The following is a 14,456-nucleotide window of genomic DNA, read 5'->3' as shown; positions in this document are numbered from 1 at the left end:
TTTCAAATCTATTCGATTTTTGTATTTTAAATGTATTCTTACTAAGCGAGTAGGTTTCACATGTATATTTAAAACTCAATTTGATAAAAATTTAAGGCATTGTTTATGTCAACGTTGCAGTGTATTTAAATTATAAATTTATGGATTTGGTAAAGAACAACAACATTGAGAATACCTTAAACTACTTATTAAGCGACTCAAAAAAAGATAAATATAAAATCATTAAAGGACTTGCAAAAAGTATGTTTACACCTATGCAACCTTCAGATTTTAAAGATGCCTATCTCTCCATCTCCAAAAAGCAAGGAGAAGGCTTAGTGCAATTAATTAAGTCCAATAATTTTAAAAATATTGTTGAGTTTGGCACTTCATTCGGAATATCGACCTTGTATTTAGCAAAAGGAGTAATTGAAACTCAAGGTCATATAATTACAACAGAATTAATAGAGTCTAAAGCTCATAAAGCTATTGAAAATTTTAAAAAAGCGAGAGTTAACACTATAATAGAAGTTAGAATTGGTGATGCCATGGAAACTTTAAAAAACCATAGAGCGTCAATAGATTTGTTGTTTTTAGATGGTTGGAAAGATTTGTATTTGCCCATATTTCAAATGTTAGAACCAAATTTTAATAACAATACTATTGTTTATGTAGACAATGCAAATATGGAAGAGTCATTAGCATTTTTAAAGACAGTTAGTCAAAATAAAAAATATAAATTTCAAACTGAATTTAATGGTAAAGTGGTATTAATAACAATAAATAATAAATAATATGAGTGATGTAGCAAACTGCCCAACTTGTGGTGGTAAATCAAAAATAAAAGTAACGAACGGAGAAACAACTTTTAAAGCCGTTCAAGATGATGAACTGATCAAAAAAGTAGGTCAACTAAAAAATGCTATGCAAAAATTCAAGGAAAAAGCAGAAGCTTTAGAAAAGGAATTAGCAGAAATGAAATCAACCAAATAATATGGTATTTTTAAAAAGGAATTATGGCTGGATGATAGTTGCACTATTAGCCTTATTCCCCATGTTTATTATTTTAAACATGATTAACGTTGATTTTACAAATGGTTTTTCAATTACTTTAGTTGAAGGTGCTGGTAGTGAAGGTATGACCACTTTAGAAATGTTATATCATATCTCTGGTGAATTTGCTATAAGATGGATGACTGCCGTGTTAACCTTAACACCGGTCTTTATCATTTTTGGAGTTACCAATCTTTATGTAAGGCAAGCCATGGGTATTTCAACTGCTGTATGGAGCTTCCTTCATTTTATCATTTTTTTAATAGCAGAGGGCTTTTTAGAAACCTTTTCTCAATTTAATTATATTGCCGGATTTATTGCGATTTTAATTTTAGTTCCTTTGTTTTTTACCTCTAATAAAAAATCTATGAGGCTTCTAAAAAAGAATTGGAAAAAACTTCAAAGCCTAGCTTACATAGCCATCTTTTTAAGTTTGTTACATATTGTACTATTAGAAAAAACATGGTTAATTTATGCCATTATTGTTGGCTTAGGCTTTATTATACGAATGCCTTCAGTAAAAAGTAAATTTATTAAAATACGTAAAAAGAGAAAAGTGTCAACACTTTAGAATAAAATGGGATTACTAGAAAATATATTAAAAAAGGTAGTATTGCAAGATGCAATAATTGAAAATAAGGTTCAACTTTCACCATCTGTTTATCAAATTAGATTGAAAAGTGAGAGTATTAAGAAAGCAGAATTTGAGCCCGGTTATTTTATACGTTTGGGTATCGGTATTGGCAATGATAATATTTCTTTTAAGGATAAAGTGAGAAGCTATAGTGTATGGAATATTAACCACACTGAAGGCTATTTAGACTTAGCTATTGCGACAGAAAGTAAGGGCATTGGAGCAGAATGGGGTCAAAATTGTAACATCGGAGATACGGTTTATTTTAAATGGAAAAAAGGGAATTTTTTATTGGATACTACCGCAGATAGTTATTTAATGATTGGTGATTTATCAGCACTTTCACATTTATATATTATACATAGAAACTTGTCAAACACCAAGCATGTAGAAAGTCTAGTTTACACAAAAAACAGTGATGATTTTTTTCAAGATGTAGATGGTTCTATTCCTTTTAACTTTTATAGTTTAGAACAAAACGCAATTGATGAAATTTTAAAAATTGTAAAACAATTGGCAGGTAAATTAAAAAAAGAAAAAATAGTTTATATTGCTGGTGATAGTAGAGTATGTATTGCATTAAATCAATATTTTAGACATGAATTAAAATGGAATATAAAACAAATTAAGACAAAACCATTTTGGAACCCAGATAAAAAAGGATTAGAATAAAATGAATATTAGTGAAAAATATAAAGAAATACGACAAGCTACAATTGATTTTTGCAGTCATTTAGAACTGGAAGATTATTCAATTCAAGTAGTGCAATTTGCAAGTCCTGCTAAATGGCATTTAGCTCACACAACATGGTTTTTTGAAACTTTTATCCTTAAAAATTATTTAGATAATTATAAAGAATTTAATCCCAATTTTAATTTTCTTTTTAATAGCTATTATAATAATGTGGGTAGTCGTATTTTACAAACCAATAGAGGTAATATGTCTAGACCAAGTACCGATTCAATTTATGAATACCGTACGTATGTAGATACTCAGATGCAAGTTTTTTTAAAAACTATTTCAGATAAAGAGATTATCAATTTGATTACTCTTGGTTTAAATCATGAACAACAACATCAAGAATTGTTGATTACAGATGTAAAGTACATGTTAGGCCACAATCCTATTTTTCCAGTTTTTAATGATAACTATGCTTTAGTGCATGGTAAAAACACAAGTGTAGAAAGAGTAAGTGTTGCTGCTGGTATCTATGAAATTGGACATCAAGGAGCCGATTTTTGTTATGATAATGAATTGGGTGTTCATAAGGTTTTTGTTAACGACTTTATTGTAAACAACCATTTGGTTACTAATGGAGAATACATGGAGTTTATGGAATCTGGAGCGTACACTGATTTTAATCTGTGGTTAGACGAAGGTTGGTCTTGGGTGAATAATAACACAATCAATGCACCTATGTATTGGCATAAAATGGATGTAGAATGGTACCATTACACGCTTTCTGGATTGCAAAAAGTAGATAGAAACGCAATTTTATGTCACATAAATTATTACGAAGCAAACGCTTATGCCGAATGGAAAGGTATGCGATTACTTACCGAATTTGAATGGGAAATTGCAGCTGGTCAATTGAATTGGGGGCCACGTTGGGAATGGACAAATAGTGCTTACCTACCTTACCCTGGTTTCACAAAAGAAAATGGTGCCGTTGGTGAATATAATGGAAAATTTATGAGTAATAAAATGGTATTAAGAGGTGCTTCAGTGGCAACCTCGAAAAATCATAGCCGACCAACATATCGAAACTTTTTTAACCCTACTGAAAGATGGCAATTTACAGGAATAAGACTCGCTAAATAGATGATAGAAACATTCAAAAATGAAGTAAAAAAAGGACTTGAAGCAAACCCCAAAACTCTCCCTTCAAAATATTTTTACGACAAAAAAGGAGATGCTCTTTTTGTTGAAATAATGAATTTACCAGAATACTATTTAACTCGTAGTGAGTTAGATATTTTTAAAAATAAAACGCAGCAATTAATTCAAACTTTTGATTTAAAGAAGGATACTTATTTTGAATTGATAGAATTAGGTGCAGGTGATGGCTTAAAGACCAAAGAGTTATTGAAAAAATTAGACAGTCAAAACTTTAAATTTGATTACTTTCCTATTGATATTTCTGCTAATGCATTACACCTTTTAAAGGAAGATTTGAATACCGCTATTCCCAATCTGTCGGTTAAAACGCAACAAGGTGATTATTTTGAAGTGTTAGATTCTTTAAAAGAAAGTAAAAAGCCAAAAGTCATCTTGTTTTTGGGTTCCAATATTGGAAATATGACTGACGATTTAGCTTCAGAATTTATCTATAAGTTAGGGGCTAACCTTTTAGCTGGTGATAAACTTTTGTTAGGGGTAGATTTAATTAAATCTGAAGAAATAGTATTACCAGCATATAACGACAGTAAAGGAATTACAGCAGCTTTTAATATTAATTTACTAGATAGAATTAATAGGGAATTAAAGAGTGATTTTAACTTAAATAACTTTAAACATCAACCTGAATACGATGAGAAAGATGGTGTTGCCAAAAGTTTTATAATAAGTACTGTTGAACAATCTGTAGAGGTAAAAACTATAGGCAAAACATATCATTTTGCAAAAGGAGAAAAAATACACACAGAAATTTCAAGAAAATATAATGATGAACTTATAGAGAAGATCATTGAAAATACTGATTTTTCTATTGAAAATAAAATAATGGATAGCAAAGGGTATTTTGCAGATTATGTTTTAATTAGAAATTAAAAAATGACAGAAACAACACTTGGCATATTAGGTCTTGGTAGCCGTAGCACGTCTTTTTATATAAGCCAATTAAATATATTTTACAACTTAAAAAAAGGAGGTTATAGTACGTGTCCATTCGTATTGTTAAATACTGATTTTAATACTATCAATACGCTTTTACCTTATACTTCTGACGCTTTAGATACTTCAGTAAAACAATATATAACGCAATTAGAACAGCTTAATGTTGAACATTTGTTAATTCCTAACATCACACTTCATGAAACAATAGATAGGTTAAAAATAACAAAAAACATACTTCATCCAATTCATTTGACAATATCAAAACTTAAGAAAAACAAATGGGATAGCATTGTTTTATTTGGTTCTATTTTTAGCATGAAAGCAAGCTATATTAAGGATCATTTTAAAGCCAATGGTATTGAGGTGCTGCAGCCTTCCGAAAAGGATATGCTCTTTATAGATGAAGTAAGAAAAGAAGTGTATTCTGAAAAAGAAACGGATAATTTAATTAAAAAGTTCCACTTAATTATTAAAAAGTATTCAGAGAATAATCCTGTTGTTTTAGGTTGTACAGAGCTTTCTGTTTTACGGCCTATTGGAAATGAAAAACTTATAGATATGGCACAAGTACAAATGGAAGAGGCTGTAAAATTAGTACTTTAAGTAATCATAAATTTACCATTTTTAGACCGACATTTACCTTTGAATAATTGTGATTAATACCCAACTTTGTATTTTAAATACAACATAACAATTTAATAACAATACAATGAAAATAGCAGTAACATCAGCCAGCGGAAAACTAGGAGGCTCAATTGTAAAACATTTAATTAAAGAAGTAGGGAAAGAGCATGTAATTGCGATTGCACGTACACCCGAAAAAGCAAAACATTTAGGAGTTGAAATTAGAAAAGGTGATTATAATAATCGTGAAGATTTTAATTTAGCATTAAAGGGTATAGATATAGTACTGTTGGTCTCAGGTATGGATGAACCACAAAAAAGAATTATTCAACATAGAAATGTGATTGAGGCGGCAAAGAGTAATGGTGTAAAAAAAATAGTATACACCAGTATTGTTGGAGCTGAAGAAAATAATGCTTTTAGTCCTATTGTACAATCCAACAGACAAACTGAAAAAGACATTATAAGTTCTGGATTGGAATGGGTTATTGGAAGAAATGGAATTTATATAGAACCTGATTTAGAGTATTTAGAAACTTATGTTAAGGAAGGTGAAATTAGAAATTGTGCGGGAGAAGGAAAATGTACCTATACTAGTAGAGAGGAATTGGGGTATGCTTATGCAAAAATGCTTTTAGAAGAAAAGCACAACGGCAAAACCTATAATTTAGCTGGTAATGCTATCACACAGAGTGAGCTTGTTACATATATTAACCAAATATATGATACTCAACTCGTTTTTAATAGTATTTCATTTGAAGAATATGCAACTGAACGAAAAGCAGCGTTAGGCGATTTTATGGGTACCATAATTGCTGGTATTTATGAAGGTATAAAAGAAGGTGCCTATAATGTGTCTTCAGATTTTGAAAAAGCAGCAGATAGACCTCATAAATCGCCTTTAGAAATGATCAAAAATTTTAAGGGATAAATATTTATTTTGTTTGTATAGCTGTTATTTAAGAAGTAATTGGCATTAGATTTATAAATAAATGATAAAATAATTGGTTATTACTAAACGATTGTTTAGTTTTGCAAAGTAATTAGAAATAATGGCAAGGAAAAAAGAATATAGAGAAGATGAAGTTGTTGAAAAAGCAATGCAACTTTTTTGGAAAAAAGGCTACGAAACAACATCAATGCAAATGCTTGAAAAAGAAATGGGCATTAATAAATTTTCTATCTATTCTAGTTTTGGTAATAAACACGGTCTCTTTCTTGAAAGTTTAAAGTGTTACAAAACAAAAGTGAGTGCTACACTAGATAAATTAAAAAAAGCAACGAATGGTGTAGAAGATATAAAACAATTTTTCTATGACTCTGTAAGTTCAAATTATAAAGAAGGAAACCAAAAAGGCTGTTTAGTAACCAATACGTATAATGAGTTTTCAGAAAACCAAGATCAATTGATTAAAGAGGAAATGGTTGCCTTTATGGATAATTTGAAAGCATTGTTTATTGAAAAATTAAGAATGGATCATAAGAAAAGTGAAGAGACGGTTCTTAAAGAAGCCAATTTTTTACTGCTAGCAAAACATGGTTTAGCAGCAGCAGCAAGAGTAAATTCGCAAAAAGAAATTGAAGACTATATTGAAATGACGTTTAAAAATATATAAGCCTTTTTTTTTGCACAATAACTAAACGATTGTTTAGAAAAAATAGTAATAATAATAATAACAAAATAAAACAGAAATTATGACAACATTAAAAATTCACGACATTGAATCTGCTCCAGAAGGAAGCAAAACTTTTTTAGAACAATCTTTGAAATCAAACGGAATGATTCCTGGGTTGCACGGTGTTTTAGCTGGAGCTCCAGGTATCTTAGAAGCATATCAAACAATTCATAAACTTTTTGTTGACTCATCATTTAATAATGAAGAATTAACTGTAGTTTGGCAAACCATAAACGTAGAACACGAATGTCATTATTGTGTACCTGCACACACTGCTATTGCCAGCATGATGAAGGTAGATGATGCTATAAATAATGCGTTACGTGATGAAACACCATTAGAAAATCCAAAGTTGGAAGCTCTACGTAACATGACCTTAAGTATTGTACGTAATCGTGGGCATGTAAATCAAGAGGAGTTAGCTGCTTTTTATGCAGCAGGTTATGGAGAACAACAAGTGTTAGAAATTATATTAGGTTTATCTCAAAAAGTAATTAGTAATTATACAAATCATATTGCTAATACTCCAGTAGATGCTCCTTTTAAAAAGTTTGCTTGGTCTAAAGAGAATGTGAAATCTTAGGGTTTAAAAAAAAAAATAATTAATCAATAATCCTTTCGTATTTTTATTCGGAAGGATTACTGGTTTGAAATTTAAAAATAAAAGAGTATGATAAAAGTATCTGTTATGTATCCAAACGGTAAAGATGTAAAGTTTGATATAGACTATTACAAAAATGATCATTTACCAATGGTTTCAAATAAAGTTGGCGATGCCTTAAAAGGGTTGGAGTTAGACTTAGGGGTAGCAAGTAGAGTTCCTGGTGAGGCTGCTCCTTATATTGCTATTGCACAATTATTATTTGATGATGTAGCCTCTTTTCAGGGGTCATTTGGTCCACATGCGGAATTTTTTGCGGCTGACTTAAAAAATTACAGTAATGTAAAAGGAGTATTACAAATTAGTGAATTGATAACATTTTAAAAAATGAAAGAAAAATTAAAAATAGATATTGTTTCTGATGTTGTTTGTCCTTGGTGTACCATTGGCTACAAACGTTTAGAAAAAGCCATTGCTGAACTAGGTGTTGAAGATCAAGTAGACATTGAATGGCACCCTTTTGAATTGAATCCGGATATGCCTGCTGAAGGTCAGAATGTAGATGAACATATTACAGAGAAATATGGTTCTACTAAAGAGCAACAAATAGCATCGAAACAAAATATGACTGACGTTGGTGCGGCACTTGGTTTTAAATTCGATTATTTTGATGATATGCGAATAGTCAATACTTTTGATGCCCATGTTTTATTAGATTATGCAAAAGAATTTAATAAGCAAACGGAATTAAAAATGCGTTTAACTACTGCCTTTTTTAGTGAGCGGAAAGATGTATCTAGAAGAGATATTTTAAAGCAAGCGTTATTAGATGTTGGCTTAAATGCAGCAGAAGGATTAGCTAAATTAGATAACGACGAAGCTCGTTACAATGTGAAAAGTGAAGAAGGGTATTGGAAAAATTTAGGAATAAACTCTGTTCCAACAATTGTATTTGATAGAAAAAGTGCCGTAACTGGAGCACAGCCAGTCGATACTTTTAAACAAGTACTTTCAGAATTAATAAGTAAACAATAGGGGGTTATTATGAAAAAATATAAAATAATATATTACATAGCAACTGTTGTTTTTTCGATGGTTATCTTACTATCTGCAGGCATGTATTTCTTTAATCATGAATTTATAAAAACAGAATTTGTAAAACTAGGGTATCCTACATATATCATCTATCCTTATGCTACGGCTAAACTTTTAGGTTTGTTTGCTATTTGGAACCCAAAATTCAATAGTATAAAAGAATGGGCTTATTCCGCTTTTTTCTTTGCGGTTATATTGGCATTTTTTGCTCATATTATGATCAAAGATGGTGGTGAGCTATTGTCCGTAATTGCATTCGTTTCTTTAGTAACATCATATGTTTTTAGAAAAAGAATAAATAAGGTAACAAAGGAATAGGATAGCTACCTTTTACCAGTTTTACAAATCGTTATAGGACTGGGGACCAATTTAAGAAACCGTTCTCAGTCTGTTTTAAGAATTTAATATCCTATCAATTTACGGATCCTAATAAAAAGGGGGTAAACTAATGCTAATCATATAAATTACTGCCTTAATTTTAAGGATAGTGTAATTATTATTTATCAAAATTATCTAATTCAGAAATAGTACACCATTAATGTGACTTTAATAGTAATCGCTACTCCAAAATCTAAAAAAAACTTATATTTGCCGCTTATTGGTTTTACACTATTTGAAAAGTTAAAATAGTGAAAATTAAAAGGGAATTCTGTTAAAATCAGAAGCTGTTCCCGCAACTGTACGCTTAGTCTTGATGAATTTCAAGATGCTTATTGTAATACTACTTACCACTGCTTTTTTTTGCGGGAAGGTTCACAATAAGACGCAAGCCAGGAGACCTGCCAATTGAAAACATTTAAAAACAAATTACCTGTTCGGGATAAGCAGAAATTATGAGATACAACATCGTAATCATTATTTTTTTATTTAGTATTCCTTGCTTCTCGCAAGTGACCAGTACTGTCTTGGATACAGTTTTTCTATCTGCTGATAAATTAGAAGACAAATCTGTTGGTCAACCTATTATAAAAATTAGTAAAGAACTTTTAAAAAATTATCGTCCACAACTAACCGAAGTGTTACAATTTGAAACACCTATTTATTTTAAAGAAAACGGTTTTGGTATGGTTTCTTCAGCCTCTTTTAGAGGTACAACCGCTCAACAAACCGCTGTAGTGTGGAATGGTATTAATATAAATTCTCCTTTTTTAGGACAAACGGATTTTAATCTAATCAATACTCAAAATATTAGTGAAGTGTTGGTACGTCCAGGCGGTGGTAGTTCTCAATTTGGTACGGGAGCTATTGGTGGTGTAGTCTATCTGAATAATAATTTAGATATCGATACCGAAAATACGCATGAAATATATACTTCGTACGGTAGCTTTAATACCAAGAATTTAAGTACAAATCACAGTATATCTGGTGCAAAAACAAATTTGCAAATCGGGCTTAGTTATTTAGATTCTGATAATGATTATGAATACAAAGATTCAGACCAAAAGAATGAAAATGGCCAATTTTATAACATCAATGCATCGCTAAATGCTGCGTATAATCCGAATGCAAAAAACTCCTTTTCAATTTATTCTAATTGGTTTACGGGTGAAAGGCATCTATCAATTATAGAAACAACACAAACCCGTAATAAATATAGTGATGAACACCTTCGGATATTGGGTAAATATCAATATAAATCTGGCAAAAATCAATCAACGGTAAAGCTGGCATTAATTAATGAAAAGTATCGGTTTTATCCGGATATAAATACAAGTGAGGGTTCAAATAATGGTAATGGGTGGACGTATATTGCCAATTACAATTATCAATTACAATTAAAAAAGCTATTATTTAATGTAGGTGGAGAATATAATTTAGCAACGGCAACAGGCACAAACTATGATAATGTACAACGAAGTACTGGGAGTGCAAATGTGTATTTAAAACACAACTTAGCTAAAAACTTTACCTATCAGGCAACGCTAAGAGCTGAGTTGAATGAAGATTATGACAGTCCGTTATTATTTTCATTGGGTACGAGTTGGCAACCATTTGTTGAGTATACTTTAAAGACATCCATATCTAAAAATTATAGAATTCCCACTTTTAATGATTTGTACTGGCCCGGAGCTGAAAACCCAGATTTAAAAGCAGAATCATCTTTACAATATGAACTTTCTAATGAAATTCATTTACGGAATTTAAAATTTACGCTAACGGGTTATTATAATGATATTAGTGATTTAATACGTTGGTTGCCTTATTCTGGTGAATTATGGAGACCGGTAAATACAAATAAGGTACAGTCTTATGGAATTGAGACCAATTTGCAATATGGAATTTCCTTAGGTAACCATCAATTTAAAATTAATACGTTGTATAGTTATACCGTATCTAAAAATAAAGAAACGGATTATCAACTTATATATGTACCCTATCATAAAGCAACCTTAGGGATATCCTACAAAATAGCAGATTTTTCTGCACAGCTAAACACTATATATACAGGAGAGGTTTTCACTTATTCTAACAACAATCCAGACACTGTACTAAATGATTTTTTATTGACCAACTTATCAATGAATTATGCATTTGCAAAAAATAGAAATTGGATTGTTGGAGGGGGCGTTAATAACCTTTTTAATACCAATTATGAAACCAAGGCCTATAGACCTATGCCAGGTGCAAACTATCATATTAATTTAACTTTAAAACTATAAAAACAATGATTAGAAAATTTATTAAATTCAGTACATTAAGTTTAGCAGTCTTATTAGGATTTACTTCATGTGATGATTCTGACGATCCAGAGCCATTACCAAAAGGTGACTTTGAAAATGGTTATATTGTAAGTAACGAAGGTAATTTCGGATCTCCAAATTCATCAATAACATTTATTGATAGTGACTTTTTACAAGAAACAAATACCGTATTTTCAAGCATCAATGGAGGTAACTTGGGAGATATATTACAGTCAATAACTTTTGATGATGATTATGCTTTTTTAGTTGTTAATAATAGTAATAAAATTGAAGTAGTAAACAGATATACTTTTAATAGTGTTAAAACTATTACAGATAGTATTGAATTACCTAGATATGCAGTGGTAGAAAACGATAAATTGTTTGTAACCAATAGTGGTAAACAATCGGTTGAGGTTTTTGATGCCAATAGCTTTGAATACATTACTCAAATTGCTCTTAATAAAACGGTTGAAGAAATTAAAGAAGATAATGACAAGATATATGTTATGAATGCAGCTTGGGGTTACGGTAATGAAATTACAGTAATTGATGCAAACACGAATGCTGTAATAGATTCAGTAACTGTTGGAGATGGTTTAAACTCAATGGAGATTGAAGATGGTATATTATATGCATTACACAGCACAGGTATTACTAAAGTAAATACGAGTACGGATGATGTTATAGGTGAAATCACTTTTGAAGATGGACTTTCAAGTGTTAGTAAATTAGAAGTAGAAGATGATTATATCTATTTTATATCAGGATCTAAAATCTTTAAATATGCTACTGATGTAACATCGTTGGTTAATACAGAATTAGTAGATACTCAAGTAGATGACGCTTCTTGGTTTATTGGATATGGCTTTAATGTTGTTGATGATAAATTGTTTTATACGGATGTAAAAGGATTTACAGAAAATTCTGAAGTATCTGTTTATGACCTTGACGGAACATTTTTATCTAGCTTTTCTGCAGGTATTGGTGCAAACGGTGTCTATGATAACGATTAATTAGCGTTCATAACACATCTTAAATACAAAAAAGAGCAGCTTAGTAAAAGCTGCTCTTTTTTTGTCATTTTTTAATTGAAGGTAGTATGGTTGGTTAATGCTTTATACCGGCAAAACCAACAGGGATATCTTTAAAATATACTTTACCATAGTCAAATTCTGGCCTTACAGGAAAATCTAAATAATAAGTAATTTTTGAAGTACTCAATTTCATTTTATCTAAAGACTGTATAGACGGAGATTCTTTACGTTTCTTTTTTATACCTAAGGTATTTGTTTTATAGGTTTTGGCTTCAAAATTATCATAGCCTTCTAATGGGTATTTCTCAAAATCTTCATAATTACGATTATCGGCTTTTGATTTTAAATAAATTTTTCTATCCGCTCTATAATAATAAATGGCTACAGGTCTAATTCTCCATTTTTTCTCCTCATCTGTCATTGAAAATAAATTGAAATCAAATTCTTCTGCTTTTCGGTTTAAACGTTCAATATTAACTTGAAGGCTAAATGTTTGAAGTACTTTTTCCTCATAACGATAGGGTTGTGACCACAGTTTTTTATTGAGGATAGATTTACCAATAGTAACGTTGTAATTTTCTTTAGGTATGCTGTCTTGTTGAGCAGTAATAGTACTAAATGGTAGCGTAAAAGCCACTAACAGTAGTAATGTAAATATAGATTTCTTTAATAGCATAACAGGGTATGTTTATATGATTTTTCAATAGCTATATCATAAAACGTACCAATTAGTGGATAATTGTATGCATGAGGTGGAAATGTATACCCATATATAATAAAATAATACCGTCATAACCAAGACTGTATAATATTCATTTTATGTATTTATAGCCTACGAAGTAATAAAGAGATATTATTTTTTTAGGAATAAAAGTACCGTCCCAGAGTTCTTAAAGTGCAGAAAGGAGACGGTATTTACTATTTTTAAGCTGTTCTCTCCATAAGAGCCATATAGAATCCGTCAAAACCAGATTTTGCTGGTGAAACTTTCTTCTCTTTAACTAAATGAAAATTATCATGAGTTTTTAGAAATGCCTGTACTTGCTTTTCATTTTCAGACGGTAAGATAGAACACGTAGCATACACCATTTTTCCACCAATCTTTAAAAATTTAGAGTAACTTTCTAAGATTTCTGCTTGCGTTTTTTTAATGTTTTCTATGAATTCAGGCTGTAGTTTCCATTTGGCATCTGGGTTTCTTCTTAAAACACCCAATCCGCTACATGGTGAATCTATAAGCACACGGTCTGCTTGATTATAGAGTTTTTTAATTACTTTGGTAGAATCGATAGTACGAGGTTCAATATTATGAGCTCCTGCTCGTTTCGCTCTACGTTTTAATTCTTTCAGTTTATTTCCATAAATGTCAAGTGCAATTATTTGCCCTTTGTTTTCCATTAACGCTGCTAAATGCAATGCTTTTCCTCCAGCTCCAGCACATGCATCAATGACACGCATTCCTGGTTTTACATCTAAATAGGCAGCTACTAATTGTGATGAAGCATCTTGTACTTCAAAAAATCCTTGCTTAAAGATATCTGTTCTAAATACATTTTTGCGTTCCATCAGTTTTAAGGCATCAGGATATCCTTCAACAAATTCAGAACCTATTTCTTCTTCAAGTAACGCTTTATGTAGAATTTTTTTAGTGGTTTTTAAGGTGTTGGTTCTCAATATTACACTCGCTGGTTGGTTTAAGGCTTCAATTTCCTTATCCCATTGCTTGCCTAATTCTTTAACCCCCATTTCGTCTAACCAATCTGGAATAGATTCGCGAATAGCACGGTTACTTTGAAATTCATCAAATTTACCTTTTAAACGACGTACAGGTGTACCCTCAAATTGTTTCCAATCTGGTAAAGAAATTCCTTTTAATGTAGCCCAAACGGTGAATATTTTCCATAAGTTTTCTTGTGAAAAATGATTTTTTGTTCCTGCAATTTCGTTGTAGAGTCTTTTCCAACGGACACAATCATAAATTGTTTCAGCAATAAAAGCTCTGTCACGGGCTCCCCAACGGGTATCTCTTTTTAAAGTCTTTTCTACAACTTTATCGGCATATAAACCGTCATTATAAATATAATTAAGTGAATCTATAACGGCTAGTACTAAATTTCTATGTAAACGCATTTGCTATTGTGTAATCGTTGAATTTTCTATTCGTGTAACTATGAATTCAAAAACAATAATTTTATTTTTGAATTAATGTGCAAATGTAACTAATAATACTGTCAGTGCAA

General features: G+C 30.8%; 17 protein-coding genes and 1 riboswitch. Of the genes, 15 read left to right on the top strand and 2 right to left on the bottom strand.

Annotated features, from left to right (window positions below):
* Positions 1-140 precede the first annotated feature (140 nt).
* From JBL43_RS13025 to JBL43_RS12955, 15 genes are all read left to right on the top strand, one after another.
* Positions 141-773 carry an O-methyltransferase gene (locus tag JBL43_RS13025; protein ID WP_198841855.1) on the top strand — a complete coding sequence of 211 codons (633 nt, stop codon included), beginning with the start codon at positions 141-143 and terminating at the stop codon, positions 771-773.
* 1 nt (position 774) lies between these two features.
* Positions 775-972: a hypothetical protein gene (locus JBL43_RS13020; RefSeq protein ID WP_198841854.1), complete on the top strand. Its 198-nt coding sequence runs from the start codon at positions 775-777 to the stop codon at positions 970-972.
* A 1-nt stretch (position 973) separates the two neighbouring features.
* Positions 974-1,603, top strand: a complete 630-nt coding sequence (locus JBL43_RS13015) for a ferric reductase-like transmembrane domain-containing protein (protein ID WP_198841853.1) — start codon at positions 974-976, stop codon at positions 1,601-1,603.
* Positions 1,604-1,609: 6 nt separating this feature from the next.
* On the top strand, positions 1,610-2,338 hold the full coding sequence (locus JBL43_RS13010) for a siderophore-interacting protein (protein WP_198841852.1): 729 nt from the start codon (positions 1,610-1,612) through the stop codon (positions 2,336-2,338).
* Between the two features lies 1 nt (position 2,339).
* Positions 2,340-3,488, top strand: a complete 1,149-nt coding sequence (egtB, locus tag JBL43_RS13005; RefSeq protein ID WP_198841851.1) for an ergothioneine biosynthesis protein EgtB — start codon at positions 2,340-2,342, stop codon at positions 3,486-3,488.
* Entirely contained in the window at positions 3,489-4,436 is a 948-nt protein-coding gene (locus JBL43_RS13000; RefSeq protein ID WP_198841850.1) for an L-histidine N(alpha)-methyltransferase, read from the top strand.
* Positions 4,437-4,439: 3 nt separating this feature from the next.
* Positions 4,440-5,105 carry an aspartate/glutamate racemase family protein gene (locus JBL43_RS12995; RefSeq protein ID WP_198841849.1) on the top strand — a complete coding sequence of 222 codons (666 nt, stop codon included), beginning with the start codon at positions 4,440-4,442 and terminating at the stop codon, positions 5,103-5,105.
* A 106-nt stretch (positions 5,106-5,211) separates the two neighbouring features.
* Positions 5,212-6,057 carry an SDR family oxidoreductase gene (locus tag JBL43_RS12990; protein WP_198841848.1) on the top strand — a complete coding sequence of 282 codons (846 nt, stop codon included), beginning with the start codon at positions 5,212-5,214 and terminating at the stop codon, positions 6,055-6,057.
* Between the two features lie 121 nt (positions 6,058-6,178).
* On the top strand, positions 6,179-6,742 hold the full coding sequence (locus tag JBL43_RS12985; protein WP_198841847.1) for a TetR/AcrR family transcriptional regulator: 564 nt from the start codon (positions 6,179-6,181) through the stop codon (positions 6,740-6,742).
* 79 nt (positions 6,743-6,821) lie between these two features.
* Positions 6,822-7,385, top strand: a complete 564-nt coding sequence (locus JBL43_RS12980) for a carboxymuconolactone decarboxylase family protein (protein ID WP_198841846.1) — start codon at positions 6,822-6,824, stop codon at positions 7,383-7,385.
* Positions 7,386-7,472: 87 nt separating this feature from the next.
* On the top strand, positions 7,473-7,787 hold the full coding sequence (locus tag JBL43_RS12975) for an EthD family reductase (RefSeq protein ID WP_198841845.1): 315 nt from the start codon (positions 7,473-7,475) through the stop codon (positions 7,785-7,787).
* 3 nt (positions 7,788-7,790) lie between these two features.
* Entirely contained in the window at positions 7,791-8,438 is a 648-nt protein-coding gene (locus JBL43_RS12970; protein WP_198841844.1) for a DsbA family oxidoreductase, read from the top strand.
* Between the two features lie 9 nt (positions 8,439-8,447).
* A complete protein-coding gene (locus tag JBL43_RS12965) occupies positions 8,448-8,816 on the top strand; it encodes a DoxX family protein (RefSeq protein ID WP_198841843.1) in 369 nt (122 codons plus the stop codon).
* A 264-nt stretch (positions 8,817-9,080) separates the two neighbouring features.
* Positions 9,081-9,299, top strand: a riboswitch (cobalamin riboswitch).
* Between the two features lie 32 nt (positions 9,300-9,331).
* A complete protein-coding gene (locus JBL43_RS12960; protein WP_198841842.1) occupies positions 9,332-11,158 on the top strand; it encodes a TonB-dependent receptor plug domain-containing protein in 1,827 nt (608 codons plus the stop codon).
* Between the two features lie 5 nt (positions 11,159-11,163).
* Positions 11,164-12,195 carry a YncE family protein gene (locus JBL43_RS12955; RefSeq protein WP_198841841.1) on the top strand — a complete coding sequence of 344 codons (1,032 nt, stop codon included), beginning with the start codon at positions 11,164-11,166 and terminating at the stop codon, positions 12,193-12,195.
* A 94-nt stretch (positions 12,196-12,289) separates the two neighbouring features.
* Here JBL43_RS12955 and JBL43_RS12950 read toward each other — a convergent pair whose 3' ends face one another.
* Positions 12,290-12,892 carry a hypothetical protein gene (locus tag JBL43_RS12950; protein WP_198841840.1) on the bottom strand — a complete coding sequence of 201 codons (603 nt, stop codon included), beginning with the start codon at positions 12,890-12,892 and terminating at the stop codon, positions 12,290-12,292.
* A gap of 248 nt (positions 12,893-13,140) precedes the next feature.
* Complete coding sequence (locus JBL43_RS12945; RefSeq protein WP_198841839.1) at positions 13,141-14,346, bottom strand: RsmB/NOP family class I SAM-dependent RNA methyltransferase; 1,206 nt, start codon at positions 14,344-14,346, stop codon at positions 13,141-13,143.
* Between the last annotated feature and the right edge of the window lie 110 nt (positions 14,347-14,456).

The sequence above is a fragment of the Aureibaculum flavum genome (assembly GCF_016406085.1).
Taxonomy (GTDB): Bacteria; Bacteroidota; Bacteroidia; order Flavobacteriales; family Flavobacteriaceae; genus Aureibaculum; species Aureibaculum flavum.
This window is presented reverse-complemented; position numbering and strand designations above follow the sequence as displayed.

Coding starts and splice junctions, on each gene's coding strand:
- JBL43_RS13025 (WP_198841855.1), top strand. CDS start 141: ATGGATTTGGTAAAGAACAACAACATTGAGAATACCTTAAACTACTTA.
- JBL43_RS13020 (WP_198841854.1), top strand. CDS start 775: ATGAGTGATGTAGCAAACTGCCCAACTTGTGGTGGTAAATCAAAAATA.
- JBL43_RS13015 (WP_198841853.1), top strand. CDS start 974: ATGGTATTTTTAAAAAGGAATTATGGCTGGATGATAGTTGCACTATTA.
- JBL43_RS13010 (WP_198841852.1), top strand. CDS start 1,610: ATGGGATTACTAGAAAATATATTAAAAAAGGTAGTATTGCAAGATGCA.
- egtB (WP_198841851.1), top strand. CDS start 2,340: ATGAATATTAGTGAAAAATATAAAGAAATACGACAAGCTACAATTGAT.
- JBL43_RS13000 (WP_198841850.1), top strand. CDS start 3,489: ATGATAGAAACATTCAAAAATGAAGTAAAAAAAGGACTTGAAGCAAAC.
- JBL43_RS12995 (WP_198841849.1), top strand. CDS start 4,440: ATGACAGAAACAACACTTGGCATATTAGGTCTTGGTAGCCGTAGCACG.
- JBL43_RS12990 (WP_198841848.1), top strand. CDS start 5,212: ATGAAAATAGCAGTAACATCAGCCAGCGGAAAACTAGGAGGCTCAATT.
- JBL43_RS12985 (WP_198841847.1), top strand. CDS start 6,179: ATGGCAAGGAAAAAAGAATATAGAGAAGATGAAGTTGTTGAAAAAGCA.
- JBL43_RS12980 (WP_198841846.1), top strand. CDS start 6,822: ATGACAACATTAAAAATTCACGACATTGAATCTGCTCCAGAAGGAAGC.
- JBL43_RS12975 (WP_198841845.1), top strand. CDS start 7,473: ATGATAAAAGTATCTGTTATGTATCCAAACGGTAAAGATGTAAAGTTT.
- JBL43_RS12970 (WP_198841844.1), top strand. CDS start 7,791: ATGAAAGAAAAATTAAAAATAGATATTGTTTCTGATGTTGTTTGTCCT.
- JBL43_RS12965 (WP_198841843.1), top strand. CDS start 8,448: ATGAAAAAATATAAAATAATATATTACATAGCAACTGTTGTTTTTTCG.
- JBL43_RS12960 (WP_198841842.1), top strand. CDS start 9,332: ATGAGATACAACATCGTAATCATTATTTTTTTATTTAGTATTCCTTGC.
- JBL43_RS12955 (WP_198841841.1), top strand. CDS start 11,164: ATGATTAGAAAATTTATTAAATTCAGTACATTAAGTTTAGCAGTCTTA.
- JBL43_RS12950 (WP_198841840.1), bottom strand. CDS start 12,892: ATGCTATTAAAGAAATCTATATTTACATTACTACTGTTAGTGGCTTTT.
- JBL43_RS12945 (WP_198841839.1), bottom strand. CDS start 14,346: ATGCGTTTACATAGAAATTTAGTACTAGCCGTTATAGATTCACTTAAT.